Here is a 26,369-nt window from a genome sequence, read left to right as displayed (position 1 = left end):
CAGCCTACGAGTTCCCGGCCCCCGGCACTACGGTCTCCCGCTCCCCCGCGGACCCGCCGCCGTCCCCCGCACCCGCCCCTTCCCCGGACCCCGCCCCGTACAGCATCCTGGCGATCACCGCCTCGATGTCCGGCTCCCGCACCGACAGGTCCACCAGCGGATACTCCGCCGCGATCCGCGCGACCAGCGCCGCCGCCGACCCCGACGCCGGAAACGCCAGCCACTGACGGGGACCCTCCACCCTCACCACCCGCGCCGCGTCCCCCGCATCGATCGGCGGCGACTCCCGCTCCAGATCCACCACCAGCGTGCGCTCGCTCTCACCCACCTCGTGCAGCCCCGCGAGCGCGCCGTCGTACACCAGACGCCCGTGGTCGATGACCATGACCCGCGAACACAACTGCTCGATGTCCTGCAGATCATGGGTGGTCAGCAGCACCGTCGTCCCCCGCTCGGTGTTCAGCTCACGCAGGAACTCCCGCACCCGCGCCTTCGACACCACGTCCAGACCGATCGTCGGCTCGTCGAGATACAGCACCTCGGGATCGTGCAGCAACGCCGCCGCGATGTCACCGCGCATCCGCTGCCCCAGCGACAGCTGACGCACCGGCACCTCCAACAGGGCCGACAGATCCAGCAGTTCCACCAGCCGGTCGAGATTCTCCCGGTAACGCCCGTCCGGGATGCGATACATGCGGTGCATCAGCCGGTACGAGTCGATCAGCGGCAGATCCCACCACAGCGTCGTCCGCTGCCCGAACACCACCCCTATCCGGTGCGCCAGCCGCGTCCGCTCCCGCGACGGATCGATCCCCGCCACCCGCAGCCGCCCACCGCTCGGCGTCAGGATGCCCGTCAGCATCTTGATCGTCGTCGACTTACCCGCACCGTTCGGCCCGATGTAGCCGACCATCTCCCCCCGAGCCACCGAGAACGACAGCCCGTCGACCGCCCGCACCTGCCGCAGCTCACGCCTGAGGAACCCCGTCCTCCTGCGCACGTCGAAGACCTTCTCGACCCGGTCCACCTCGATGAACACGTCCTCGGTCACACTCAACTCCCCGTACTCCGATACGACCTGAGACCCACCCGCCACGCCAGCCCCGCCGCCGCGCAGCACAACAGCGCCGCCAACGGCGAAGCGAACGCCGCCCACCCCGGCAACCCCAACGGATACGGCCGCCCCAGCACATAGGCCGCCGGCACCCAGTTGACGAACGCCAACGGCAGCACGAACGTCACCGAACGCAGCAACTCCCGGCCGAACACCGTCGGCGGGTACTGCAACAGCGTCTGCCCGCCGAACGTGAACGCCGCCTGCACCTCCGCCGCGTCCTGCGCCACGAACTGGAACGCCGCACCCGCCACGAACACCGCCGAGAAGATGACCCCGCCGCACACCAGCATCACCGGCACCAGCAGCACCTTCACCGGCGTCCACGCCACGTCCAGCGACACCAGCGCCCACCCCAGGATCAAGTCGCCCTGAGTGATCCGCGCCACCCGGCGCAACGCGAACCGGTCCGCCGCCACCTGCGCCAGCACCGGCGCCGGCCGCACCAGCAACATGTCCAGCGTCCCGTCCCGCACCCGCGTACCCAGCCGCCCCGCCGAACCGATCGCCAGATCCGCCGCCCCGAACGACGTCGCCGACAACCCGTACAACAGCGCGATCTCCGGCAACGTGTAACCGCCCAACACGTCCACCTGCGAGAACATCAACAAGATCGCGACAAAGTCCAGCCCCGTCACCAGCAGACCGCCCAGCACCGTCATCGCGAACGACACCCGGTACGTCAACGTCGAACGAATCCACATCCCGGCGATCAACCGGTACGCCCGCAACCCCTCCACCAGCCGGCCTCCCTCACCCACCCTGCACCACCACCCGCCGCGTCGCCGCCCCCTGCACCAGCCGGCCCACCGCCAGCAGCACCACCGCCCACCCCGCCTGGAACGCGAACGCCGACCACACGTCCACCCGCCCCATCAGCACGTCCGCCGGGGTCTGCAACAACGCCGACCACGGCAGCAGCATCACGATGTCCCCCAACGGCCGCGGAAAAGCGTTCAACGGCAACGTCATCCCCGAACAGAACACCCCCGTGACCATCAGCACCTGCAACACTCCCGTGCCGTCCAGCAGCCAGAACCCGCTCAACGCCACCAGGAACCGGATCGCGTAACTCACCACCATCGCCAGAACCACCGTCACCAGGAACGCCAGCCACACCCCCGCCTCGTCCGGCAGCGCCGTCGGGAAGAACCACGCCCCGAACACGAACGGAACCACCCCCCGGCCCAGCAACTGGAAGAACGCCCGCCCCAGATCCGTCGCCAGCCACCACGCCTGAAGATCGGCCGGCCGGTACAGATCGACCGCCACCTCACCCGTGCGGATGCGCTCGATCAGATCCGTCTCGAAACCGCCGCCCTGGATCGCCAGCGTCGCGAACAACGCCTGCCCCAGCCACACATACGTCACCGCCTGCGCCTGGTCGTAACCCCCCAGATGCGGCCGCTCGTCCCACAACGCCAGATATGTGTAGACGAGGATCAGGCCGAAAACAGTGTTCGTGAACACCCCCGCCGCCGTCGCCACCCGATACGTCGCGTACCTTCTGAAGCCCCCCGCCGCGACGGCCGCGTACAACCGCGCCGATCCCAAGGCAACCCTCCTCCTCGCCCATCAGTCACCTGGGTGCCCCCTGCGACACCGAAGCGCAGGAGCCTAGTGCGCCGCCCCCGCCGCGTGCCACGCGTTTTCCGGCACAACACGCGTGGATTGTCGGGAACGGAACGCCCGGTGCGAGAGTCTTCAACAGGGGGCGCAGAGAAATAACGAGGCGTACGAGGCGTACGGGCACGTACGACGCGAAACAGGAGTCCGGCAACACATGAGCGACGAGCCGCAGCCGCAACAGCCGACCGAGGGCACCGCCCCCGGAGAGCCCGAGGCGGGTGACGGAGGGAGCAGCAAGAAGGTGAAGCGACCCAAGCGCACCGGCTGGCGCCGCCTGCTGCCCACCTGGCGGATGGTGCTCAGCACGTTCGTCCTCGGCGTCCTGCTCCTCGCCGGCCTGTTCTTCCTCGGCTACTCCATGGTCAAGATCCCGCCGGCCAACGCCCTCGCCACCAAGCAGTCCAACGTCTACCTCTACGCCGACGGCACCGAGATCGCCCGCGACGGCAAGGTCAACCGCGAGAACGTCGACCTCGCACAGATCTCCAAGGACGCCCAGCACGCCGTCCTCGCCGCCGAGGACCGCGACTTCTACACCGAGTCCGCCATCGACCCCAAGGCGATGCTGCGGGCCGGCTGGAACACCGCCACCGGCAAGGGCAAGCAGTCCGGCTCCACGATCACCCAGCAGTACGTGAAGAACTACTACCTCGCGCAGGAACAGACCGCCACACGCAAGGTGAAGGAGTTCTTCATCGCGATCAAGCTCGACCGCGAGAAGTCCAAGGACGAGATCCTCGAGGGCTACCTCAACACCAGCTACTTCGGCCGCAACGCCTACGGCATCCAGGCCGCCGCCAAGGCCTACTACGGCATCGACGCCCTCAGGCTCACCCCCGCCCAGGGCGCCTACCTCGCCGCCCTCGTCAACGCGCCCAGCGAATACGACGTCATCGCCCACCCCGAGAACCGCAAGGCCGCCGAGGCCCGCTGGAACTACGTCCTCGACGGCATGGTCACCAAGGGGTGGCTCACCGCGTCGCAGCGCACCGGCATGAAGTTCCCGGGCCCCAAGGAGACCTCCGGCGCCGACAACGGCATGTCCGGACAGCGCGGCTACCTCGTCAACGCCATCAAGGACTACCTGCGCGACAACAAGATCGTCACCCAGGCGGAACTCGACGCCGGCGGCTACCGCATCACCACCACCCTGGACAAGAAGAAACAGAACGCCTTCGTCGACGCCGTCAACGACCAGTTGCTGAAGAAGCTCGACAAGAAGAACCGCAAGGTCGACACCTACGTCCGCGCCGGCGGAGCCGCCGTCGAGCCCAAGACCGGCAAGATCCTCGCCCTGTACGGCGGCGTCGACTACGTCAAGCAGTACACCAACAACGCCACCCGGCAGGACTTCCAGGTCGGCTCCACCTTCAAGCCGTTCGTCTTCACCTCCGCCGTCCAGAACGACTCCACCACCCAGGACAACCGCAGGATCACGCCCAACACGATCTACGACGGCACCAACAAACGCCCCGTCCAGGGCTGGTCGGGACCCGTCTACGACCCCGAGAACGAGGACTACGTCAACTACGGCGACATCAACGTGCGCACCGCCACCGACAAGTCCGTCAACTCGGTGTACGCACAGATGGCCGTCGACGTCGGCCCCGCCAAGGTCAAGCAGACCGCCATCGCCCTCGGACTGCCCACCGACACCCCCGAACTGCAGCCCTACCCCTCCATCGCGCTCGGCACCGCCAACGCCAGCGTCCTGGACATGGCGAAGGCCTACGCCACCCTCGCCAACCACGGCAAGCACGGCATGTACACAATGATCAGCAAGGTCACCAAGGACGGCTCCGACGTCGTGGAACTGCCCGCGTACAAGGCCTCCCAGGTCATCAGCCGTGAAGCCGCCGACACCACCACCTCCGTCCTGCGCAGCGTCGTCCAGAACGGCACCGCCAGGAAGGCCCAGGCCGCAGACCGCCCCGCCGCCGGCAAGACCGGCACCGCCGAAGAGGACCAGGCCGCCTGGTTCGCCGGCTACACCCCCGACCTCGCCACCGTCGTCGCCGTCATGGGCCAGGACCCGGTCACCGCACACCACAAGTCCCTCAAGGGCGCCCTCGGCCTGCCCCGCATCAACGGCGGCGACGCCCCCACCCAGATCTGGGCCCAGTTCACCGAGGAAGCCCTCAAGGGCAGCCCCGCCAAGGACTTCGACCTCACCCTCCAGGAAGGCGGCGGCGACTCCGCCGCCCCCTCCGACCCGGCCGACGACCCGGACGAGCCCTCCGACGACGACACCGGCGACAGCACGCCGAGCGCCGGCACCAAGGGCCAGACGCAGGGCCAGACCCAGGGGCAGAGCCAGGGGCAGACCGGCGGCGGCACCACGACCGGCGGCGACACGACCGGGGACACCAGCACCGGCGCCACCGGCGGCAACACCGCCGACGGCGGCACCTCCACCGGCACCACGAACGGCGGATCGGCGACCAACGGGACGACCAGCGGCGCCAACTCCGGCACCACCGACGGCGGCGGCACGTCGACCGGCACCGCCGACGGCGGCGGGGGCAGCGACGCCGGCAACTCGGCCGGCACGACCGTCGGCCCCCAACTCACACCCACCCGCCGGGAATGACGCCCGGCCCGGGCACCCCGCCGGCCCGGAGCCCCGGCGGCCGCGCACCTCGGCGGCCGCCGACCCCCGGCACGGCGCGTCTCGTCCGGCTCCTTCGAAACAGCAGAGCCACAGCAAGAAGGGCCGGTGACGACAGTCACCGGCCCTTCTTCACCCTGCGATCAGAGGTACAGCCCCGTGGAGTCCTCCGACCCCTCGAACCGGTCCGCGGCCACGGCGTGCAGATCGCGCTCCCGCATCAGCACATACGCCACGCCCCGCACCTCCACCTCCGCACGGTCCTCCGGGTCGTACAGCACACGGTCACCCGGCTCCACCGTCCGCACGTTCTGCCCCACCGCGACCACCTGCGCCCACGCCAGCCGGCGACCGACGGCCGCGGTGGCGGGAATCAGGATCCCGCCACCCGAACGCCGCTCACCCTCACCGGCCTCCTGCCGCACGAGCACACGGTCGTGCAGCATCCGGATGGGCAGCTTGTCGTGCTGCGGATCGAGGTCGTCTCTCTTGGCGCTCACACCACTGAACCTACCTGCCCTCGGCGCATCCGTGAGCGAGCGGGGGTACGCGGACGCGCCCAGTCGTACGCGCCGAGCCGGGCGCGGGCCGTGTCACGGGGCGGGGGCGGGTTCGCCAGCCACGGCGGTCACCGCCACCGCTGTCACCATCGCCGTCACCGTCGCCGTCGCCGTCGCGGATCAGCCCCTGCGGCGACGCGGACCGAACGCCAGCAGCCCCACGACCCCGACGACCAGCAGCGCCACCGGCACCACCCGCTCCAGTCGCGGCGCGCCCTCCTCGTCCACGAACTGCGCCCTCACCTCACTCACCACCCGGTTCACCTGGACGTAAGCCCGGCCCAGGGTGTGATCGACGTTGGCGACGACCCTTGCCTTGGCGTCCCCGACGATGGTCTTCGGGTGCACCCGCACCCCGATCTCGTCCAGCGTCTCCGCCAGCACCTCGCGACGGGCCCTGATGTCCGCCTCGATCTGCGCCGGGGTTCTGGTGTCCGACGTCTCCGCCACGGTGAGTCCTCCGAAGTCGGCTGGGTCCTGTTCCGGACAGTCTGTCAGCTCCACCCTCGCCCGCACCGCCGGGACCCCCGGTTACGCTGGACCGATGAGCGAGCGACTGCAGCCCGGGGACGTGGCCCCCGCCTTCACCCTCTCCGACGCCGACGGCAACCAGGTGTCCCTGTCGGACCACAAGGGCCGCAAGGTCATCGTCTACTTCTACCCGGCCGCCCTGACCCCCGGCTGCACGAAGCAGGCCTGCGACTTCACCGACAACCTCGACCTCCTGACCGCCGCGGGCTACGACGTCCTCGGCATCTCCCCGGACAGCCCCGAGAAGCTGGGCAGGTTCCGCGAGAAGGAGTCCCTGAAGGTCACCCTCCTGGCCGACCCCGAGAAGACCGCCCTCGACGCGTACGGCGCGTTCGGCGAGAAGAAGAACTACGGCAAGACGTACATGGGCGTCATCCGCTCCACGATCGTGGTGGACGAGGAGGGCAAGGTCGAACACGCCCTCTACAACGTCCGCGCCACCGGCCACGTCGCCAAGATCATCAAAGACCTGGGCATCTGACACCCCCTCCCCGACACCCGAGCGGCCCGCGTCGAACACCTGACGCGGGCCGCTTCACGTTCCGTGCGTGACTGTCCGATAACCGGTTCGTTACTCCGCACGAGACCACGAACGGGCGGTCGGCAGACGGAGGGGATTCGGATGGGCGTGCGGAACTCGGCAGAGAGGGCGGGCCGTTACAGCAGGGAGCGGCTCGCGCGGGAAGTCGCCGAGGCTCGCTGCTGGGCCGACCTCATGCGACGACTCGGCCTCAAGTCGAGCGGCGGCCAATGCAGGGTGCTGCAAGAACACGTCACACGTCACGGGCTCGGCACAAGCCACTTCGTCAAGCGCAGCCCATGGCGCAAATCCCGATCACCCTGCAGATCGACCACGTCAACGGCGACTGGCGGGACAATCGCGAGGAGAACCTGCGGTATCTGTGCCCCAATTGCCACGCCTTGACGCCTACGTGGTGCCGCCGCAAAGCTGGAGTGCCACTCGCCGGGTGAGCTGCGACGCCCGTACACTGGGGGCCATCGGTCGAGCACGATGACCGTTTTTGAGCGGCCGTGATGGAATTTGGTCAGACATGCTGGGTTTAGGTCCCAGTGGGTTAATCATACCCGTGTGGGTTCGAGTCCCACCGGCCGCACACCTCGGAAGGGGCCGCCACACCAGGCGGCCCCTTCTCCTCGCTCAGCCCAGCAGCTCCCGCACCACCGGTACCAGGCCCCGGAAGGCCTTGCCTCGGTGGCTGATCGCGTTCTTCTCCCGCGCCGTCAGTTCCGCGCAGGTGCGCGTCTCGCCGTCGGGCTGGAGGATCGGGTCGTAGCCGAAGCCGTTCGTGCCCGTGGGCGCGTGGCGCAGGACGCCCGTCAGCCGGCCCTCGACGACGCGTTCCGTGCCGTCCGGGAGGGCCAGGGCCGCCGCGCAGGCGAAGTGGGCGCCGCGGTGTTCGTCGGCGATGTCGGACAGCTGGGCGAGGAGGAGGTCGAGGTTGGCCTTGTCGTCGCCGTGTGTGCCGGACCAGCGGGCGGAGAAGATGCCGGGGGCGCCGTTCAGGACGTCCACGCAGAGGCCGGAGTCGTCGGCGACGGCCGGGTGGCCGGTGGCCCGGGCGAGGGCGTGGGCCTTGAGGAGCGCGTTCTCGGCGAAGGTGACGCCGGTTTCCCTGACGTCGGGGATGTCGGGGTAGGCGTCCGCGCCGACGAGGTCGTGGGGCAGGCCTGCGTCGGCGAGGATCGTCCTGAGTTCGGTGATCTTTCCGGCATTGCGGGTGGCGAGGATCAGGCGGGTCATGCGCCCAGTATCCCGGCCGCCCGGGCCGGTGCCGCGGCCGCTAGGGGGTGCAGACCTTGGTCAGTTCGCCGGCCGCGTCGGTGACGGGGCTGACGTCTGGGGTGTTGTCGCCGTTCTTGACGGCGGTGCGGACGTTCGCGACGGCTTTGCGGAGGTCGTCGACGGCCTTGTCGACGTCGGCGTTGTCCGTCTTGTCGCCTATCTTGTCGAGGTTGTTCTCGATGGAGGTCAGCGACTCCTGCGTCTGGGTCGGGTCGTTCGCGGCGTTCTCCACGGCCTGCTGGAGGTCGGTGACGCTGTCGGCGATCGAGTCCGCGGTCTGGACGCAGTCGAGGGCCTTGTTGACCGCGTCGCAGCCGGTGGCCGTCAGTCCCAGGGTGAGGGCGACGGCCGCCGTGGTGGCGGCTATGACGGTTCGGCGACGCCGGAGTGGGCGTCGGCTCGCGGCCGTGGACATAACTGTGTTCCTCCCCTTGTCAGGCCCAGGAGGCCCCCGTCGGTGTACTGGCCTAGACGCGACGGCGGGCGGACCGGTTGCCCGCGCCCGCCGCCGTTCTTGGTGTGCTCTTTACTTTTCGAGGACGGTATCAAGTGCCGTGCGCTGCAGCGCGGTCAGTTCGGCGCAGCCGGAAACGGCGAGATCGAGCAGGGAGTTGAGTTCGTCGCGGGCGAACGGCTCGGCCTCGGCGGTGCCTTGGACCTCGACGAAGCGGCCGTCGCCGGTGCAGACGACGTTCATGTCGGTCTCGGCGCGGACGTCCTCCTCGTAGCGGAGGTCGAGGAGCGGGATGCCGCCGACGATGCCGACGGAGACGGCGGACACCGTGCCGGTGAGGGGCTGGCGGCCGGCCTTGATCAGCTTCCTGCCCTGGGCCCAGGAGACGGCGTCGGCCAGTGCGACGTACGCGCCGGTGATGGCGGCGGTGCGGGTGCCGCCGTCGGCCTGGAGGACGTCGCAGTCGAGGACGATGGTGTTCTCGCCGAGGGCCTTGTAGTCGATGACGGCGCGCAGGGAGCGGCCGATGAGGCGGGAGATCTCGTGGGTGCGGCCGCCGATCTTGCCGCGGACGGATTCGCGGTCGCCGCGGGTGTTGGTGGCGCGGGGGAGCATGGAGTATTCGGCGGTGACCCAGCCTTCGCCGCTGCCTTTGCGCCAGCGGGGGACGCCTTCGGTGACGGTGGCGGTGCAGAAGACCTTGGTGTCGCCGAAGGAGACGAGAACGGAGCCTTCGGCGTGCTTGCTCCAGCCGCGTTCGATGGTGACGGGGCGGAGCTGTTCGGGCGTGCGGCCGTCGATGCGAGACATGGCGCTGAGCCTAGTGGTAGCGGGGTGGGGCTCCGCCCGTGGTGGGTGGAGCCCCACCCTCAGGGAGTCAGCCGCTGGGTGTGAGCGCTGGGCTCACCTGTTTCTTGCGAGGAGGCTCCGGCGTTCTCGCCGGGGAGGAATCGCATGCGGTTGTCGTGACGTGGAGCGTCGCCGTATCCGGTCCAAGCGCGGAGCGCCCCTACCGCGGTAGCGATCGCCAAGGTATACGAACGCGTGTACCCACGATCACCGGTCGGGGGGACCGCTGGGGAATCGGGGGCGTTTGTGCGGCTGTCGTACGTATGGTCTTTCGGAGGGTTCGGGACGGCACGGTGTCCCGGCCGGCGACCGTGAGGGGGCGAGATGGCGCAGGCGAGGGCGGCTGTGGAGGCTGGGCGTGCCCGCTACACCTACCGGCTGCGCGTGTCGTGCGCTGCCGGCGCCGCTCTGGCGGCGGAGTGGGGCCGCTGCCGCTGGGTGTGGAACGAATGCGCTGCCAAGTCCAGGGCTGTACACCTGCACAACAAGGCCACCGGCCAGAAGGCCACCTGCGGCCCCGCCCAACTCGACCGGATGCTGACCCAGGCCCGCGCTCGTACGCCGTGGCTGCGTGAGGGCTCGTCGGTTGTCCAACAGCAGGTCATCCGCGACTTCGGCCGCTCCCGCGCCAAGGCGCTCAGGGACATCGAAGAGCGCCTGCCCATGGCACGCCGGGCGGGTATGCCCGCGTACAAGAAGAAGCACGAGGCGTCGGCGACCCTCAATTACACCCGGCGCGGCTTCCGGTTGAAGGACGGCTGTCTTCACCTGGCGGGCGGCATCGTCCTAGCGGTGGTGTGGTCGCGGGAACTGCCCGCCGAGCCGTCCTCGGTACGCGTCTACCAGGACAGTCTCGGGCACTGGTACGGCTCCTTCGTCGTCCCCGCCCAGGTCCGGCCCCTGCCGGAGACCGGCCGCGTACTCGGCGTCGACTGGGGTGTGAAGGAGACGGCGACCACCACATCCGATGCGCACGACCTCCCCCATCCCGGGCATGGTAGGAAGGCCCAGACGAAGCTGACCCGGTACGACCGGATGATGGCCCGCCGTAGACCGAAGAAGGGCCGGCCCGCATCGAAGGGCTACCGCGAAGCGAAGGAACTGCGGGCGAAGGCGTACAAGAAGGTCGCCAGGCAGCGTGAGGACACCGGTCGTAAGTGGGCCAAGAAGGTGGTCCGCGACCACGACGCCATCGCGGTCGAGGACTTTCGTCCGAAGTTCCTGGCCAAGAGCACCATGGCCCGCAAGGCCGCCGACGCCGCCATCGGCGCCACCAAGGCCGCGCTGATCGAGATGGGCCGCAAGCACGGGCGGGACATCCGCCTCGTGCATCCCGCGCACACCACGATGGACTGCGCGCACTGCGATGCGAGAGCCAAGCACGCACTGCCGCTGGGTGAGCGCACCTACACCTGCACCGCGTGCGGAAACACGTCTCCACGGGACAAGAACTCCGCCCACGTCATGCTCGTCCGGGCTGGTCTCAACCCGGCTGGTGCCGATGGCGCAAGACCTCCTGGAGCACTGCTCCAGGAGGCGGCCTGAGCCAGGAATCCCCTTCCCTCAAGGGAGGGGAGGATTCAAATCATGTCTTCGATCTCCGCTGCGATGGGGTCGGCGTCGGTGCCGATGACGACCTGGATGGCGGTGCCCATCTTGACGACGCCGTGGGCGCCGGCGGCCTTCAGGGCGGCTTCGTCGACGAGTGAGGCGTCGTTGACCTCGGTGCGCAGGCGGGTGATGCAGCCTTCGATCTCTTCGATGTTGTCGAGCCCGCCGAGTCCGGCGACGATCTTCTCAGCCTTGGTGGCCATGTTCGGTCTCCCTGAATTCCCTGGTGCCGGCCGTGATTGCGTGTCGGACCGCTGGTGGCAGTAACCCACAGTCGGCCCAGCTTCGCGAGCGATTGCGGCGTGTGTGCCGAAGGATGGCGTCACAGTATCCCCAGTCGTCCATAGTTGGTCTACACCACCTGACAGGCGGTCGCCAAACGATGAGTGCCGAGAGCGCCCGGTCCGAGGTCAGTCCTGCGCGCAGGCGCTGGCAGAGTGCGTTCCAGGGTCTGCAGAAGATGGGACGGAGTCTGCAGTTGCCGATCGCGGTGCTGCCGGCCGCGGGCATCCTCAACCGGCTCGGTCAGCCGGATGTGTTCGGGGACGACGGGCTGGGCTGGACGGACGTGGCGAAGGTGATGGCGGGTGCGGGCGCGGCGCTGCTCGACGGTTCCCTCGGGCTTCCGCTGCTGTTCTGCATCGGTGTGGCGATCGGCATGGCGAAGAAGTCGGACGGTTCGACGGCGCTGGCGGCGGTGGCGGGATTCCTCGTCTACTACAACGTGTTGCGGCAGTTCCCGGAGGACTGCGCGCCGGGTTCGAAGGTGATCCCGAACATCGGGTGCCAGGCGACGGACAACACGGTGGGGGCGTTCGCGTACCAGAATCCGGGGGTGTTCGGCGGGATCGTGATGGGTCTGCTGACGGCGTTCTTCTGGCAGCGGTACCACCGGACGAAGCTGGTGGACTGGCTGGGGTTCTTCAACGGGCGGCGGCTGGTGCCGATCATCATGGCGTTCGTCGCGATCGCGTTCGCGGCGTTGTGTCTGTGGGTGTGGCCGCCGATCGGTGACGCCCTGGAGAACTTCAGTGACTGGCTGGACGGGCTGGACGCGTGGGGTGCGGGCATCTTCGGGGTGGCGAACCGGGCGTTGCTGGTGATCGGTCTGCATCAGTTCCTGAACGTGCCCATCTGGTTCCAGTTCGGGAGTTTCACGAAGCCGGACGGCACGGTGGTGCACGGTGACATCAACATGTTCCTGGCGGGCGATCCGGACGCGGGGCAGTTCACCTCGGGTTTCTTCCCGATCATGATGTTCGCGCTGCCCGCGGCGGCGCTCGCGATCACGCACTGTGCGAGGCCGGGCCGGCGCAAGGAGGTCGGCGGGCTGATGCTGTCGGTGGCGTTGACGTCGTTCGTGACGGGCATCACCGAGCCGATCGAGTACTCGTTCCTGTTCGTCGCGCCGTTGCTGTTTGCGGTGCATGCGGTGCTGACGGGTGTGTCGATGGCGGTGACGTGGGGGTTGGGGGTGCATGACGGGTTCAGTTTCTCGGCGGGGCTGATCGACTACGTCATCAACTGGAACCTGGCGACGCGGCCGTGGGCGATCGTCCCGATCGGTCTGTGTTTCGCGGCCGTCTACTACGTGATCTTCCGGTTCGCGATCACACGGTTCGATCTGAGGACGCCGGGGCGGGAGCCGGAGGAGGAGCGGGAGGACGTCACGAAGGCGTGAGCGGAGGTCCGCGGCGCCGGTTGCGGTGCTGGGCGAGGGCCCCCGGAACTCGGTTCCGGGGGCCCTCGCGCGTGCGGGGCGTCACGGCAGGAACGTCCAAGATCGGGCACGGGACGTAGTTCGTCGGTTGCGTGTTTGACGGGTTCCTTATATCGCCACCATCGTGCTAGAACATGGTCTACACCACTGAGTGGTGTAGACCATCACCGATGGAGGAAGTCTATGAGCACCGCCACCGCGCCCACGGCGGCCCCCGCGAAGAAGCGGGGATCCGGCCTTTTCCAGGGCCTCCAGAAGGTCGGCCGCAGCCTGCAGCTGCCCATCGCCGTGCTGCCGGCGGCGGGTCTGCTGCTGCGGCTGGGTCAGCCGGACGTGAAGGAGAAGCTGCACCTGCCGACCGACGTCGCGAAGGTGTTCGCCGGCGCCGGCGGTGCCCTGCTCGACAGCTCCTTCGGTCTCCCCCTGCTGTTCTGCATAGGCGTGGCGATCGGCTTCGCCAAGAAGGCCGACGGCTCGACGGCTCTCGCCGCCGTGGTCAGCTTCCTCACCTACTACGCGGTGATCCACCAATTCCCGATCGAGGAGGGCCACAAGGGCGCCACCTACACGGCGACGGGTCTCTTCGGCGGCTTCTGGCAGAAGGGCAACGAGGCCGCGACAACCGCCTCCTTCCAGAACCCGGGCGTCCTGGGCGGCATCGTCCTCGGTCTGCTGACCGCGGTGCTGTGGCAGCGGTACCACCGCAAGCAGCTCGTCGACTGGCTCGGCTTCTTCAACGGCCGCCGACTCGTGCCGATCATCACGGCGGTCGTCGGCACCGCCCTCGGTGTTCTGGTGGTTCTCGGCTGGCAGCCCATCGGTGACGTGATCACCGACTTCGGCGAGTGGATGACGGGCCTCGGCTCCTTCGGCGCCGCCCTCTTCGGCCTGATCAACCGTGCACTGATCCCGATCGGCATGCACCAGTTCGTGAACTCCGTGGCGTGGTTCCAGATCGGCGACTTCACCAACTCCGCCGGCACCGTCTTCCACGGTGACCTGCCTCGCTTCTTCGCCGGTGACCCGTCCGCCGGTATGTTCATGACCGGCTTCTTCCCGATCATGATGTTCGGTCTTCCGGCCGCCGCTCTCGCCATCGCGCACTCCGCCCGCCCGGAGCGCCGCAAGGCCGTCCTCGGCATGATGACGTCGCTGGCCCTGACCTCCTTCATCACGGGCGTGACCGAGCCGATCGAGTTCTCGTTCATGTTCATCGCGCCGGTGCTGTACGCGATCCACGCCGTGCTCACCGCTCTGTCCATGGCGGTGACCTGGGCGCTGGGCATCCACATGGGCTTCGGCTTCTCGGCCGGCCTCACCGACGTCCTGATCAACTGGGGCATCTCCACCAAGCCCTGGCTGATGATCCCGGTGGGTCTGGTCTTCGGCGCGATCTACTACGTCGTCTTCCGCTTCGCGATCACCAAGTTCAACCTCCCCACCCCGGGCCGGGAGCCCGAGGAGGAGGTCGAGGACCTCACGAAGGCGTAGGCGACACCCTCGCCCGCGCGCCCTCCCCCGCGCGACACGCGAAGACCCCCGGAGCCCTGAACCGCTCCGGGGGTCTTCGTCCGACGTGTCGGGGGTTCAGATCTCGTACGTCTGCCGTGGCGCGGCCAGTTCCACCGGGCCGTCGAACACCGCGCGGGCGTCCTCGAGGTTGACCTGGGGGTCGGTCCACGGCGGGATGTGGGTCAGCACGAGCTTGCGCGCGCCCGCCCGGCTCGCCGTCTCGCCGGCCTCGCGGCCGTTGAGGTGCAGGTCGGGGATGTCCTCCTTGCCGTGGGTGAAGGCGGCTTCGCAGAGGAACAGGTCCGTGTCGCGGGCGAGTTCCAGCAGTGCGGGGCTGACGCCGGTGTCGCCGGAGTACGTCAGCGATCTGCCGCCGTGTTCGACGCGGATGCCGTAGGCCTCCACCGGGTGGGCGACCCGTTCCGTGTGCACGGTGAAGGGGCCGATGTCGAAGGTCGACGGCTTGACCGTGTGGAAGTCGAAGACCTCGCTCATGGAGGAGGCCGAGGGGGTGTCGGCGTAGGCGGTGGTCAGGCGGTGCTCGGTGCCCTCGGGGCCGTAGACCGGGATGGGGTCGCAGCGCCCGCCGTCGTGCCGGTAGTAGCGCGCGACGAAGTACGCGCACATGTCGATGCAGTGGTCGGCGTGCAGATGGCTCAGGAAGATCGCGTCGAGGTCGTAGAGACCGCAGTGGCGCTGCAGCTCGCCCAGGGCGCCGTTGCCCATGTCGAGAAGCAACCGGAAGCCGTCGGCCTCTACGAGGTAGCTCGAGCAGGCCGATTCCGCGGAGGGGAACGACCCCGAGCAGCCGACGACGGTGAGCTTCATAAAGCAGAAACCTCCGCTGGCGGGTAACCGGGAAGGGTCCGGGAGGGACCGTGAACGAATGATCGTCACATGGGGCGACGGGGGTCGTGCGGTTCGTCGAGCGTAAGGCGCAAAACCCCGGGTCGCTCCTCCGCCAGGGGCCGTTGTGGGCGAACTCACCTGTGCTGTCACCGGTTCGGCTGGACCAGGGGCGCGCGGGGTGCAGGACGGGGCGCGCGTTGATGGTCGCGCGCTGGTGGGGCCGCCGGTAACGTCGTCGTATGGACACGTCCTGGTGGCTCGCGCTCGCCGCGGTGGTACTGCTGGCGCTGGTCGCCGCGCTCGTGGACGGCTGGGGTCGCGGGCGGCGTCCGCGAGGAGACGGGACCCGGCCGCCGGGTCGGCCGAAGCGTCCGGCGGCGGGACGGCCGGCGCGGGGGCGTAATCGCGCGGGGCGGCCGCAACCGGCGGAGATCTGGTGGGCGAACGTGCCGTACGAGGACGGGCCGGCAGCGCGGGGGGCGGGCCGGCGGGACTCGCCCCGTGGCCCCGGATCCGGGGCGGCGCCGGGCGGTGCGGCGGCGGGGGACGGGCGGGCCAAGGACCGGCCGTGCCTGGTGCTGGCGGTGCGCGGTAACCGGGTGACGGTCGCGAAGATCACCAGTAAGTACCGTGACGAGCGGCCCGGGGTGATCCGGCTGCCGCCGGGCGCGGTCGGGGACGCGCGGGGGCGGCCGAGTTTCCTGGAGACGGAGGAGCTGCGCCAGGTCCCGGTGCGGGAGTTCCGGCGCCGGGTGGGGGTCGTGGACCCGGCCCTGTGGGACCAGGTCCGTCATCTGACCGCCTGAGGTCCGCCGTCCTGGTCCGGGTGTCCCCGGGGCCCCCGGCCCCTCCGTCCGCCGCGCGCGGCGGACCCTTGCGTGCCTTGCGCGCCTGCGGCCCGCGGGCGGCGCGGGTCCGCGTCCCACGGACCGGTGTCCGTGGTCTACGCCCAGAGCTGGCCCTGGAGGGTCTCGATCGCCTCCTCCGTGGTGGCCGCGGTGTAGACGCCCGTCGACAGGTACTTCCAGCCGCCGTCCGCCACGACGAACGCGATGTCGGCGCTCTCCCCCGCCTTCAGCGCCTTGTTGCCGACGCCGATCGCGGCGTGCAGGGCGGCGCCGGTGGAGACGCCGGCGAAGATGCCCTCCTGCTGGAGGAGTTCCCGGGTGCGGGTGACGGCGTCGGCCGAGCCGACGGAGAAGCGGGTGGTGAGGACGGAGGCGTCGTACAGCTCGGGCACGAAGCCCTCGTCGAGGTTACGCAGGCCGTAGACGAGGTCGTCGTAGCGCGGCTCGGCGGCGACGATCTTCACGTCCGGCTTGTTCTCGCGGAGGAACCGGCCGACGCCCATCAGCGTGCCCGTCGTGCCGAGGCCGGCGACGAAGTGGGTGATGGAGGGGAGGTCGGCGAGGATCTCGGGGCCGGTGGTGGCGTAGTGGGCGCCCGCGTTGTCGGGGTTGCCGTACTGGTAGAGCATCACCCAGTCGGGATGCTCGGCGGCGAGTTCCTTGGCGACGCGCACGGCGGTGTTGGAGCCGCCGGCGGCCGGGGAGGAGATGATCTCGGCTCCCCACATGGCGAGCAGGTCGCGGCGTTCCTGCGAGGTGTTCTCGGGCATCACGCAGACGATGCGGTAGCCCTTGAGCTTGGCCGCCATGGCGAGGGAGATGCCGGTGTTGCCGCTGGTGGGCTCCAGGATGGTGCAGCCGGGGGTGAGGCGGCCGTCCTTCTCGGCCTGTTCGACCATGTGCAGGGCGGGGCGGTCCTTGACGGAGCCGGTGGGGTTGCGGTCCTCGAGCTTCGCCCAGATGCGGACGTCGGCGGACGGCGAGAGCCGCGGCAGGCGCACCAGAGGGGTGTTGCCCACCGCGGCCAGCGGGGAGTCGTAACGCATGGGGTCCGGCGGCCGATCAGGCCATGCCGCCGGCGACGGCCGGCAGGATGGTCACGGTGTCGCCGTCGGTCAGCTTGGTGTCGATGCCGTCGACGAAGCGGACGTCCTCGTCGTTCAGGTACACGTTGACGAAGCGGCGCAGCTTGCCTTCGTCCACGATGCGGGCGTGGATGCCCGCATGCCGGGTCTCGAGGTCGGTGAACAGGTCGGCGAGGGTCTCACCGCTGCCCTCCACCGCCTTCTGACCGTCGGTGTACTGGCGGAGGATGGTGGGGATGCGGACCTCGATGGCCATGGCTGAGGGCTCCTGTCGGAAGGTGTGGGCAGCGCGAATACGTGCGTGTGGGACGCCGCGGCTCACGGCCCACGGCGGCAGGGCCTGCGTCAACAGATGGCGCTGGCGAGCCTGCACAGGTCGACGTGCAGCCGCGCCACGAGCAGTGCGCCCGGCGTCTTGTCGCTCACGTCGTTCAGAACCATGGGCTCATCGTATCGATTCCCGGTCGGGCGTCCGGAGTGTGATCCCATATGGTGGACGGGATGCGTCCGGGGCGTGGGATCGCGCCGTTGGAGGCCTTTGCGGTGCGGCGGCCCGCCGGGCGGGTGCCGGATTCGCCCCGTGTGGCGTGTCCCGGCGCGGCGGGCAGGTCAGACGACGGGCTTTCCCGTCAGGTGGACGCCCGCCGCGCGCATGTCCTCCAGGGCGCGGTCGGTGGTGTCCTCGGCCACGCCGGCGGTGAGGGACAGCAGGACCTGGGTGCGCAGGCCCGCGCGGGCTGCGTCCAGGGCGGTGGCCCGGACGCAGTGGTCGGTGGCGATGCCGACCACGTCGACCTCGTCGATCTGCCGGTCCCGCAGCCAGTCGCCCAGGCTGACGCCGTTCTCGTCGGTGCCCTCGAAGCCGCTGTAGGCGGCCGCGTATTCGCCCTTGGAGAAGACGGCGTCGACGGCGCCGGAGGCGACGGCCGGGGCGAAGTTGGGGTGGAAGCCGACGCCCTCGGTGCCGGCGACGCAGTGCGCGGGCCAGGAGTGGACGTAGTCGGGGTTGTCGGCGAAGTGGCCGCCGGGCGCGATGTGGTGGTCGCGGGTGGCCACGACGTGCCGGTATCCGGCGGGGGCCTGGCCGATCAGTTCGGTGATGGCGGCGGCCACGTCGGCACCGCCGGCCACCGCGAGGCTGCCTCCCTCGCAGAAGTCGTTCTGCACGTCTACGACGATCAAGGCGCGGCGCATGGGCGGTGTCCTTCGGTGGGGGTCCACCGGTTCTTCCGAGCCGGAGGAGGGTGAAGTAATTGAGCCTAGAGACTTTGCCGACGGTACGGGAGGGGGCGGGCGAGGGCCCGGCGCGCTCCCGCACGCCGGGCTCGGGGTCCAGGTCGTGTCCGCGGAGTCCCGCCCGGCCCCCGGGGGCCGAGGACGTCACTTCGCGGACACGGCACTAGTTACCCGACGGGCAGTGCAGATACTCCGTGGGGAGGACGGGTTCGCCGCGGGAGAGCTGGGTGGCGGACAGGGGGAGGCCGGCGCGGGCGGCCGTGTGGCGGTCGCGGACGGCGTCGAGCGGCTCGCGGGCGACGACCTCGCCGGACCTGACGAGGTCGACGAGGAGCTGGCGGTCGGCCAGCTCGGCGGGGACGTCGCCGGTGCCGACGATCTCGGCCTCGGCGACGCCGTACGCGTCGAGGCGGCGGGCGGCCCACTTGCGGCCGCCGACCGACGTCTTGCCGCCGGACGACTTCTTCGCCACCGGGACGAGCGGCGCGGACGGGTCGTCGGACTCGGCGCGGGCGACGAGTTTGTAGACCATGGAGGCCGTGGGGTGTCCGGAGCCGGTGACGAGCTGGGTGCCGACCCCGTAGGCGTCCACGGGGGCCGCGGCGAGGGAGGCGATGGCGTACTCGTCGAGGTCGGAGGTGACGATGATGCGGGTGTCGGTGGCGCCGAGGTCGTCGAGTTGCTGGCGTACCCGGTGGGCGACGAGGAGGAGGTCGCCGGAGTCGATGCGGACGGCGCCGAGCTCGGGGCCTGCGACCTCGACGGCGGTGCGGACGGCTTCGGCGACGTCGTAGGTGTCCACGAGGAGGGTGGTGCCCCGGCCGAGGGAGTCGATCTGCGCCCGGAAGGCGTCCCGCTCGGTGTCGTGCAGCAGGGTGAAGGCGTGGGCGCTGGTGCCGACGGTGGGGATGCCGTAGCGGAAGCCTGCGGCGAGGTCGGAGGTGGTGGTGAAGCCGCCGACGTAGGCGGCGCGGGCGGCGGCGACCGCGGCGAGTTCGTGGGTGCGGCGGGCGCCCATCTCGATGAGGGGGCGTTCGCCGGCGGCGGAGGACATGCGGGAGGCCGCGGCGGCGATCGCGGAGTCGTGGTTGAGGATGGAGAGGATGACGGTCTCGAGGAGGACGCATTCGGCGAAGGAGCCCTCGACGCGCATGATCGGCGAGCCGGGGAAGTAGACCTCGCCCTCGGGGTAGCCGCTGATGTCACCCGAGAAGCGGTATCCGGCGAGCCAGTCGAGGGTGGCCTCGTCGACGATGGCGCGTTCGCGCAGGAAGCCGAGGAGGTCGGGGTCGAAGCGGAAGTTCTCCACCGCGTCCAGGACCCGGCCGGTACCGGCGACGACGCCGTAGCGCCGGCCGTCAGGCAGCCGGCGGGTGAAGACCTCGAACACGCTGCGTCGTTCGGCGGTGCCCGCCTTCAACGCGGCCTGCAGCATCGTCAGCTCGTACTGGTCCGTGAAGAGCGCCGTCGACGGGACTCGCACCGGCAGCCCAAGGTCCGCTGTGTTCATGACGAGGATGCTACCCCCTTTTCGTCGGTGTGACGATTTTGGTGTGGCGTGGCAGCATGGGCCTTGTGACGTCACCCGCTCCCCTTGAGATCGAACGCACCGAGTCGGCGGAGGAGGTCTTCGCCGTACCCGAGCCGGACGTCCCCTGGGTCACGATCGTCCACAACGACCCGGTCAACCTCATGAGCTACGTGACGTACGTCTTCCAGGCGTACTTCGGCTACTCCAAGGACAAGGCCACCAAGCTCATGCTCGACGTCCACCACAAGGGCCGGGCGGTCGTCTCCAGCGGTTCCCGCGAGGAGATGGAACGCGACGTGCAGGCCATGCACGGGTACGGCCTGTGGGCCACCCTCCAGCAGGACCGGAAGTAGCCTCCCCTCATATGCCTGGACACTTCGAACCGCTCCCCGGCGGCGGCGCGGCCGTCGCGCTCGACGACGTCGAGATCTCCATCATCCGGTCGCTGGCCGTGCAGCTCCTGGAGCTGATCGGCCCGGGCCCCGCCGAGGACGCCCCCGACGACCCGCTCGCCGAGCTCTTCGCCGAGGGGCCGAGCGAGCCGCCCGCCGATCCCGTGCTCAGAAGGCTGTTCCCGGACGCCTACACCGACCCGCAGGCCACTGCGGACCCGCGGGAGGCGGACGAGCAGAAGGAGCACTCCGCCGAGTTCCGCCGGTACACGGAGAACGACCTGCGGGCCGGCAAGCGGGAGAACGCCCTCACCGTGGTCCGCTCGCTGGACACGCTGGCCTCCGAGGCGGCCGCCGGGGGCGGGACGGTGCTGAAGCTGACGCCGCAGGAGTCCCAGCAGTGGCTGCGGGCGCTCAACGACCTGCGGCTGGCGATCGGCTCCCGGCTGGAGATCACCGACGAGGAGGACACCGACCTTCTCTACCGGCTGCCGGACGAGGACCCCCGCAAGCCGATGGTGATGGCGTACCTGTGGCTGGGCGGCCTCCAGGAGACCCTGGTGACGACCCTGCTGCCGTAGCCGTTGTGCGGCGGTTCCTCCACATTTCCCGTTCGCTCAGAGGACGCTCAAATCCGGATAACGATCGCGTCACCGCGACGGCCGGGAGTGTCCTCTTTGTGTCACGTTCATCCGCTTCTTCTGGTGTCGTGCGCCACACGTCCCGCCGCTGATCGATGTTTCGGGCGTGATAGATCTTCACGACCGCCCGGCGAACACCACCCGTATGTTCCGCCGGGTGCGCCACCGAGCCGGTTGATCGCCGGCCAGGCATCGCTCCATCAGTCCGGGGGGATCGAAACCCGATCCGAGGCCGACCAGAGGTCCGGATCGGCATGGAGAAAGGCGCACCACACATGTCCTCTGAGAAGGTCACTGACACCGCCGTCACTGACACTCCCGAAGAGGGGTACGAACGCGGGCTCGGCAGCCGCCAGGTCCAGATGATCGCGATCGGCGGCGCCATCGGCGTCGGTCTCTTCCTGGGCGCCGGGGCGAACATCGCCAAGGCCGGTCCCAGTCTCATCGTGATGTACGCCCTCGCCGGCGCGATCGTCTTCTTCATCATGCGGGCGCTCGGCGAGCTGCTGCTCTACCGCCCGGTGTCGGGCTCGTTCGCGGAGTACTCCCGCGAGTTCCTCGGCCCGTTCTTCGGGTACTTCACCGGCTGGACGTACTGGCTGATGTGGGTCGTCACCGGCATGGCCGAGCTGACGGCCGCCGCGATCTACGTCAACTACTGGTTCCCGGCCGTTCCCCGGTGGGTCACGGCCCTGGCCTTCCTGGTGATCCTCTTCGGGGTGAACCTGATCTCCGTGAAGGTGTTCGGAGAGCTCGAGTTCTGGTTCTCGATGGTCAAGGTCACCGCGCTGATCGGCATGATCGTCATCGGTCTGGGCGTCCTCACCTTCGGCTTCAGCTCGGCCGGCGACACGGCCGCGGTGTCCAACCTGTGGGCCTTCGACGGCTTCTTCCCCAAGGGCGTCGGCTCGTCCCTGATGACCCTGCAGGGCGTCATGTTCGCCTACCTCGCGGTCGAGCTGGTCGGCGTCACGGCCGGCGAGTCGGAGAACCCGGAGAAGACCCTTCCGAAGGCCATCAACACGCTGCCGTGGCGGATCGCGCTGTTCTACGTCGGCGCGCTCACCGTCATCCTGTGCGTGGTGAAGTGGACCGAGTTCGCGCCCGGCGTCTCGCCCTTCGTCGCGGCCTTCGCGAAGATCGGCATTCCGGCGGGCGCGGGCATCGTCAACTTCGTCGTGCTGACGGCCGCGCTGTCCTCCTGCAACTCCGGCATGTACTCGACCGGCCGCATGCTGCGCAACCTGGCCGACAGCGGCGAGGCCCCGGCGGTGTTCCGCCGGCTGTCCTCGTCCAAGACGCCGGCCTTCGGCATCACGATCTCGGTGCTGTTCATGGGCATCGGCGTGATCCTCAACTACGTCGTCCCGGAGAAGGCCTTCGGCTACGTCACCTCCGTCGCCACCGCGGCCGGCATCTGGACCTGGCTGATGATCCTGGTCAGCCACGTCCTGTACCGCCGTGCGGTGGTCGCGGGCCGGCTGCCCGCGTCCGGCTTCCCGGCCCCGGGCGGCTCGGCGTTCAGCTGGGTGGCCATCGTGTTCCTGCTCTTCGTCACCGGCCTGATCGCGTACGACGCCGACTCGCGGGTCTGTCTGTACGTGATGGCCGGCTGGGCTGCCGCCCTCGGTGTCGGCTGGGCGGTCCTCAAGAGCCGCAACCCGCAGGTCACCACCCGGCGCGAGCCGGAGTTCGAGAAGGTCGGCTGACCGACGTCCGGACTCCGCCCGGGCGTCGTGCCGCAGGGAGCTCTCGTGGCGCCCCCTGCGGCGGGACGCCCGGGCCGTCCGCGATGTGGGCCGTTCCGTACCACTCCTCGGTACGGAACGGCCCCTTTGCTTATCCTGGCGACCATGCTGACCATCACCCAGGACCTGCACGACCGGATCGTCGCCCACGCGCGCAAGGACCACCCCGACGAGGCGTGCGGCGTGGTCGCGGGCCCGGCGGGCACGGACCGCCCCGAGCGCTTCGTGCCGATGCTGAACGCGGCCATGTCCCCCACGTTCTACGAGTTCGACTCGGGCGACCTGCTGAAGCTGTACCGCGAGATGGACGACCGCGACGAGGAGCCGGTGATCATCTACCACTCCCACACCGCGACCGAGGCCTACCCCTCCCGCACCGACATCTCCTACGCCAACGAGCCCGGCGCGCACTACGTCCTGGTCTCCACCGCCGACACCGACGGCCTCGGCGAGTTCCAGTTCCGCTCGTTCCGCATCGTGGACGGGGTGGTCACGGAGGAGGACGTCCGGGTGACGGAGGCGCGCTGAACCGCCCCGGGGCGGCGGGCCGGGGCCGCTACGCCGCCACGGAGTCGAGCAGGGCGCGGACGGGGCGCCACAGCTGGGGGCCCGCGGGCCCGCCGGCGACGGGGACACCGTTGTCAGGGGTGGTGCGCCAGACCAGGCCGTCCGGGTGGTGCAGGACGGCCGTGATCTCGTCGGGGGTCGGGGGCGCGGCGTTGCCGCGCAGGTAGACCGCCCGCAGACCCAGGTTGCGCAGCCGGGTCAGGGCCCGTGCGCGGTTGTGTGCGTGGACGAGGAAGCGGACGCCCGTGGAGGGGGCCGTGAGGCCCTCCCGGGCCGCGGGGCGGGGCAGGTTCAGCGCCACCACCACCATGCCGTCGGGCAGCTTGCAGAAGCCTCCTGCGGCCATGCGGTCACACCCCCGTGCGCGTCGGTATCGGCATCGGCGCTCGAGGCGGCGATGTGCGGGTCGGAGTCCGTGTCGGTGCTGGTGTCCATGGGGCTGTCAATAAGGAAGGCACAGGAGGCACCTAAACACGATCGGCGGCAACCCGCCAGGGGGTTGCCGCCGATACGCTTCTGACCTGCGAAGATGCCGACTACTTCGCCGACGGTCCGACCTGCAGGCTGATCGTCGAGCCGTCCGCCGGCTCCTTGACGATCTTGATGCGGGTGTTGGTGTCAGTGACCTTCACGCCCGCGAGCGGGGTCTTCGGGTCCCAGTACGTGGACGTGCCGTCGTCGAAGACCGGGATGCCGATGCGCGACTTGACCTTGGTCGCGACGCCCGCCTTGTGCAGCGTGAACGCGTCGGTCGCGGCGCGGCCGAAGGTCGAGTCGAAGGACTGGATCCGGCTGTTCATGTACGTGCCGTCGGCCCACTTCATCGGCGTCGGGTGCGCGTCGACGGGCAGGATCAGGCCCGTGCCGTTGTGCTGGCTGGTGTTGTCGTCCGCCTGCGAGGTGTCCCACTTCCAGATCAGCAGGCCGTTCTGGTACGGGTAGTGCTCGACCCAGGACGGACGGGTCGTCGAGAAGCCGAAGTTGTACGGGCCGACCTTGAGGGTCTTGTCGTACGACGTGTACTGGCGGTTCTCGGCGATGTAGTACTGCGGGTAGTCGTCCGTGATGGACGCGCCGATGCGGGAGAAGCCGTTCGCCGTCCAGGCGGTGTCCTGGGACTCGGCGTTGTCGGAGAAGAGGGTCGCGCCGTCCGCGGTCACCGTGATCTCGTCGGCCGCGAAGCCCTTCAGGGCCACGCCGCCGTCGCTCTGGTAACGGAAGCGCAGGTCGACCTTCTTGCCCGCGTAGGCGTCCAGCGAGTACGTCAGCTTCTGGTAGGCCGCGACCGAGCCGGTGAGGGCGGGCTTGCCGCTGCCGTCACGGGTGATGGCGCTGCCGTCGGCCAGCTTGCCGTCGACCGGCGTCCAGTTGGCGCCGCCGTCGGTGGACACCTCGGTGTAGAGGTAGTCGAAGTCGGCCTCGATGTCCCACCAGCCGTCGAGGGTGAGGCTCGCGGCGGACTTGCCGGTCAGGTCGACCGAGCGGGACAGGGAGTTGCGCAGGTCGTTGCCGCTGCCGCTCCACCACTGCGTCGCACCCTGCGCCGGGGCGACCACTTCGGTGGTGACCGTCTTGTCGGGCAGCTGGACGATGAGGGCCTGCGGGTTCTTGGTGTTGTACTCCGCGACGCCCAGCGTGTGGTTCGACTTCTTGCCGGCCGTGGCGACGTCGTAGTCGAGCCAGCCCAGCTGCAGCTTGTCCCAGGCGTTCATGTCGCCGGGCAGGTCACCGATGGTCTCCTTGCCGGTGCCCAGCCAGGAACCGGAGGACATCAGCGTCCAGAAGCCGGTGGAGTTCTCGCCGCCGCCGGAGGTGTCGTACTCGTCCGGCAGGCCGAGGTCGTGGCCGTACTCGTGCGCGTAGACACCGAGGCCGCCGTTCTCCGGCTGGATGGTGTAGTCGCCGACCCAGATGCCGGTGTCGCCGACCTGGGTGCCGCCGAGCCTGTTGGTGTCCGGGCCGGTGGAGCCGGCGTCGGTGCCGAAGGCGTACCAGCGGTGGGCCCAGATGGCGTCCTCGCCCTGGGCGCCGCCGCCCGCGGACTCGTCCTCGCCGGCGTGCACGATCTGGAAGTGGTCGATGTAGCCGTCGGGCTCGTTGAAGTCGCCGTCGCCGTCGAAGTCGTAGCGGTCCCACTGGTCGTACTGAGCCAGCTCCGCCTTGATCTCGGCGGCCGTGTCACCGGCGGCCTCGCGCTCGGCGACCCAGGCGTTGACGCCGTCCTGGACCGCGTACCAGGCGCCGGTGTTGGCCTTGTTGGAGCCGTAGCGGGCCTCGTTGTAGGGGACCTTGACCCAGTCGGTCACCTCGCCGTCGACCGAGTAGCGGCCCGAGGACTGCTTCTCGTAGTACTTCTTGAGCGACTCGGCGTTCTTGCCGGTGCCGAAGTACAGGTCCTGGAAGTGCTTCTGGTCGTAGTCCGCCTGCCAGGCCGTGGAGTTGTCCTGCTTGCGGTCCGGCTTGGCTATCTGGTTGTGCAGCGGGCCGGGCGTGCCGCCGTAGCGGCTGTCGACCTGGTCGCCGAACTCGACGAGGATCGTGAAGATCTTGTCGGTCTTCTCGCGGCCGAGTTCGACGTACTTGCCGTCGCCCTTCTTGCTCTTGAGCTGGACGACCTTCGAGCCGTGGCGGTCCTTGACCGACGTCCGGCCGGCTATGACCTCCTTGAGCGCCTCCTCGCGCTGCGCCTCCTGCGTCTTGCTGAGCGGCCCGTCGAAGTCGTGCTGGCGGGCCTTGGCCGGCTGCGGGTCGTGCCGGCCCGCCGCCGGGGACTGCGCCGAGTTGTTCTCGGCGGCCTGCGCCACGGCGAACGTCGTGAACGTCGCCGTGGCCGCCGCGAGTGCGACGACCGTGGCGGCCGTGCGGAACGTCCAGGATCTACTGGTCACTTGATGTCCTCCCACGCACGCGTCAGCCCGCGCGGTAGGGGGATTCCTGTCAAGGAAAGTCCGCGCGCTGTTATACGCGTGTAGTCAAGTGACGCCATTTGACTACTGGTTTAGAAGAAAAGACAGACCTTGACTTGGACAGGTCAAGTGCATTATTAGGAGACGGCGTTCGCATTGCGGACACGTGACGGA

General features: G+C 69.4%; 27 protein-coding genes and 1 tRNA gene. 11 read left to right on the top strand and 17 right to left on the bottom strand.

The genetic code is table 11. The features are described from left to right. Positions 1–4: 4 nt before the first annotated feature. From C6376_RS14215 to C6376_RS14205, 3 genes are read right to left on the bottom strand one after another with little or no spacing between them, the layout of a single operon-like run. On the bottom strand, positions 5–1,057 hold the full coding sequence (locus tag C6376_RS14215) for an ATP-binding cassette domain-containing protein (RefSeq protein ID WP_254075937.1): 1,053 nt from the start codon (positions 1,055–1,057) through the stop codon (positions 5–7). Then, the gene (locus tag C6376_RS14210) at positions 1,054–1,818 is read right to left on the bottom strand and encodes an ABC transporter permease (protein WP_107448957.1); all 765 of its coding nucleotides are present in this window, start codon (positions 1,816–1,818) and stop codon (positions 1,054–1,056) included. The genes C6376_RS14215 and C6376_RS14210 overlap by 4 nt, the downstream gene beginning before the upstream one ends. A gap of 49 nt (positions 1,819–1,867) precedes the next feature. After that, the gene (locus C6376_RS14205) at positions 1,868–2,668 is read right to left on the bottom strand and encodes an ABC-2 family transporter protein (RefSeq protein WP_107443754.1); all 801 of its coding nucleotides are present in this window, start codon (positions 2,666–2,668) and stop codon (positions 1,868–1,870) included. Between the two features lie 229 nt (positions 2,669–2,897). Here C6376_RS14205 and C6376_RS14200 point away from each other — a divergent pair, with 229 nt between their 5' ends. After that, positions 2,898–5,333: a transglycosylase domain-containing protein gene (locus C6376_RS14200; protein ID WP_107443753.1), complete on the top strand. Its 2,436-nt coding sequence runs from the start codon at positions 2,898–2,900 to the stop codon at positions 5,331–5,333. A gap of 161 nt (positions 5,334–5,494) precedes the next feature. On the opposite strand, the gene C6376_RS14195 is transcribed toward C6376_RS14200, so the two are convergent. Further along, positions 5,495–5,851 carry a co-chaperone GroES gene (locus tag C6376_RS14195; protein WP_107443752.1) on the bottom strand — a complete coding sequence of 119 codons (357 nt, stop codon included), beginning with the start codon at positions 5,849–5,851 and terminating at the stop codon, positions 5,495–5,497. 180 nt (positions 5,852–6,031) lie between these two features. Then, positions 6,032–6,361, bottom strand: coding sequence for a DUF3618 domain-containing protein (locus C6376_RS14190; RefSeq protein WP_107448956.1), 330 nt, complete (start codon positions 6,359–6,361; stop codon positions 6,032–6,034). Between the two features lie 94 nt (positions 6,362–6,455). On the opposite strand from C6376_RS14190, the gene bcp reads away from it, so the two are divergent. Together bcp and C6376_RS14175 are read left to right on the top strand one after the other, a co-directional pair. Next, entirely contained in the window at positions 6,456–6,923 is a 468-nt protein-coding gene (gene bcp, locus C6376_RS14185) for a thioredoxin-dependent thiol peroxidase (protein WP_107443751.1), read from the top strand. Positions 6,924–7,468: 545 nt separating this feature from the next. Next, positions 7,469–7,557, top strand: a tRNA-Leu gene (locus C6376_RS14175). 44 nt (positions 7,558–7,601) lie between these two features. Here C6376_RS14175 and rdgB read toward each other — a convergent pair. The 3 genes from rdgB to rph all read right to left on the bottom strand — a co-directional run bounded on the left by rdgB (position 7,602) and on the right by rph (position 9,510). Continuing rightward, on the bottom strand, positions 7,602–8,204 hold the full coding sequence (rdgB, locus tag C6376_RS14170) for an RdgB/HAM1 family non-canonical purine NTP pyrophosphatase (protein ID WP_107443750.1): 603 nt from the start codon (positions 8,202–8,204) through the stop codon (positions 7,602–7,604). 40 nt (positions 8,205–8,244) lie between these two features. Continuing rightward, positions 8,245–8,661 (bottom strand): hypothetical protein, encoded by a 417-nt coding sequence (locus tag C6376_RS14165; RefSeq protein ID WP_107443749.1) that lies wholly within the window; start codon positions 8,659–8,661, stop codon positions 8,245–8,247. A 111-nt stretch (positions 8,662–8,772) separates the two neighbouring features. Next, the gene (rph, locus tag C6376_RS14160; protein ID WP_107443748.1) at positions 8,773–9,510 is read right to left on the bottom strand and encodes a ribonuclease PH; all 738 of its coding nucleotides are present in this window, start codon (positions 9,508–9,510) and stop codon (positions 8,773–8,775) included. A gap of 363 nt (positions 9,511–9,873) precedes the next feature. Here rph and C6376_RS14155 point away from each other — a divergent pair, with 363 nt between their 5' ends. Then, positions 9,874–11,094 (top strand): RNA-guided endonuclease TnpB family protein, encoded by a 1,221-nt coding sequence (locus C6376_RS14155; RefSeq protein ID WP_107443747.1) that lies wholly within the window; start codon positions 9,874–9,876, stop codon positions 11,092–11,094. Between the two features lie 35 nt (positions 11,095–11,129). On the opposite strand, the gene C6376_RS14150 is transcribed toward C6376_RS14155, so the two are convergent. Beyond that, entirely contained in the window at positions 11,130–11,363 is a 234-nt protein-coding gene (locus C6376_RS14150; protein WP_107443746.1) for a glucose PTS transporter subunit EIIB, read from the bottom strand. A gap of 179 nt (positions 11,364–11,542) precedes the next feature. Between C6376_RS14150 and C6376_RS14145 the strand changes: the two genes are divergently transcribed. Together C6376_RS14145 and C6376_RS14140 are read left to right on the top strand one after the other, a co-directional pair. Further along, the gene (locus C6376_RS14145; RefSeq protein WP_107443745.1) at positions 11,543–12,841 is read left to right on the top strand and encodes a PTS transporter subunit EIIC; all 1,299 of its coding nucleotides are present in this window, start codon (positions 11,543–11,545) and stop codon (positions 12,839–12,841) included. 222 nt (positions 12,842–13,063) lie between these two features. After that, on the top strand, positions 13,064–14,371 hold the full coding sequence (locus C6376_RS14140; RefSeq protein ID WP_107443744.1) for a PTS transporter subunit EIIC: 1,308 nt from the start codon (positions 13,064–13,066) through the stop codon (positions 14,369–14,371). A gap of 96 nt (positions 14,372–14,467) precedes the next feature. Here the strand turns inward: C6376_RS14140 and C6376_RS14135 are convergent, their stop codons facing one another. Further along, entirely contained in the window at positions 14,468–15,220 is a 753-nt protein-coding gene (locus C6376_RS14135; RefSeq protein ID WP_107443743.1) for an MBL fold metallo-hydrolase, read from the bottom strand. A 260-nt stretch (positions 15,221–15,480) separates the two neighbouring features. Here C6376_RS14135 and C6376_RS14130 point away from each other — a divergent pair, with 260 nt between their 5' ends. Next, positions 15,481–16,047, top strand: a complete 567-nt coding sequence (locus tag C6376_RS14130) for a type II toxin-antitoxin system PemK/MazF family toxin (protein WP_107443742.1) — start codon at positions 15,481–15,483, stop codon at positions 16,045–16,047. A 137-nt stretch (positions 16,048–16,184) separates the two neighbouring features. On the opposite strand, the gene C6376_RS14125 is transcribed toward C6376_RS14130, so the two are convergent. The 5 genes from C6376_RS14125 to C6376_RS14105 form a co-directional block, all read right to left on the bottom strand. Beyond that, a complete protein-coding gene (locus tag C6376_RS14125) occupies positions 16,185–17,135 on the bottom strand; it encodes a PLP-dependent cysteine synthase family protein (RefSeq protein WP_107443741.1) in 951 nt (316 codons plus the stop codon). A 16-nt stretch (positions 17,136–17,151) separates the two neighbouring features. Next, positions 17,152–17,430 (bottom strand): MoaD/ThiS family protein, encoded by a 279-nt coding sequence (locus tag C6376_RS14120; protein ID WP_107443740.1) that lies wholly within the window; start codon positions 17,428–17,430, stop codon positions 17,152–17,154. A gap of 89 nt (positions 17,431–17,519) precedes the next feature. Then, positions 17,520–17,615, bottom strand: a complete 96-nt coding sequence (locus C6376_RS44705; RefSeq protein ID WP_216825713.1) for a winged helix-turn-helix domain-containing protein — start codon at positions 17,613–17,615, stop codon at positions 17,520–17,522. A gap of 168 nt (positions 17,616–17,783) precedes the next feature. After that, positions 17,784–18,368, bottom strand: a complete 585-nt coding sequence (locus C6376_RS14110; protein WP_107443738.1) for an isochorismatase family protein — start codon at positions 18,366–18,368, stop codon at positions 17,784–17,786. 205 nt (positions 18,369–18,573) lie between these two features. Beyond that, complete coding sequence (locus C6376_RS14105) at positions 18,574–19,920, bottom strand: nicotinate phosphoribosyltransferase (RefSeq protein WP_107443737.1); 1,347 nt, start codon at positions 19,918–19,920, stop codon at positions 18,574–18,576. A gap of 56 nt (positions 19,921–19,976) precedes the next feature. Between C6376_RS14105 and clpS the strand changes: the two genes are divergently transcribed. The 4 genes from clpS to C6376_RS14085 all read left to right on the top strand — a co-directional run bounded on the left by clpS (position 19,977) and on the right by C6376_RS14085 (position 23,250). Further along, entirely contained in the window at positions 19,977–20,294 is a 318-nt protein-coding gene (gene clpS, locus C6376_RS14100; RefSeq protein ID WP_057574446.1) for an ATP-dependent Clp protease adapter ClpS, read from the top strand. A gap of 11 nt (positions 20,295–20,305) precedes the next feature. Continuing rightward, a complete protein-coding gene (locus C6376_RS14095; protein WP_107443736.1) occupies positions 20,306–20,914 on the top strand; it encodes a DUF2017 domain-containing protein in 609 nt (202 codons plus the stop codon). Positions 20,915–21,249: 335 nt separating this feature from the next. Next, on the top strand, positions 21,250–22,683 hold the full coding sequence (locus C6376_RS14090; RefSeq protein WP_107443735.1) for an amino acid permease: 1,434 nt from the start codon (positions 21,250–21,252) through the stop codon (positions 22,681–22,683). Positions 22,684–22,827: 144 nt separating this feature from the next. Beyond that, positions 22,828–23,250, top strand: a complete 423-nt coding sequence (locus tag C6376_RS14085) for a Mov34/MPN/PAD-1 family protein (protein WP_107443734.1) — start codon at positions 22,828–22,830, stop codon at positions 23,248–23,250. 28 nt (positions 23,251–23,278) lie between these two features. Here the strand turns inward: C6376_RS14085 and C6376_RS14080 are convergent, their stop codons facing one another. Further along, positions 23,279–23,635 carry a hypothetical protein gene (locus C6376_RS14080; protein WP_107443733.1) on the bottom strand — a complete coding sequence of 119 codons (357 nt, stop codon included), beginning with the start codon at positions 23,633–23,635 and terminating at the stop codon, positions 23,279–23,281. A gap of 190 nt (positions 23,636–23,825) precedes the next feature. Then, positions 23,826–26,177 (bottom strand): immune inhibitor A domain-containing protein, encoded by a 2,352-nt coding sequence (locus C6376_RS14075; protein ID WP_107443732.1) that lies wholly within the window; start codon positions 26,175–26,177, stop codon positions 23,826–23,828. Positions 26,178–26,369 lie beyond the last annotated feature (192 nt).

This window comes from Streptomyces sp. P3, from assembly GCF_003032475.1.
Classification (GTDB): Bacteria; Actinomycetota; Actinomycetes; order Streptomycetales; family Streptomycetaceae; genus Streptomyces.
This window is presented reverse-complemented; position numbering and strand designations above follow the sequence as displayed.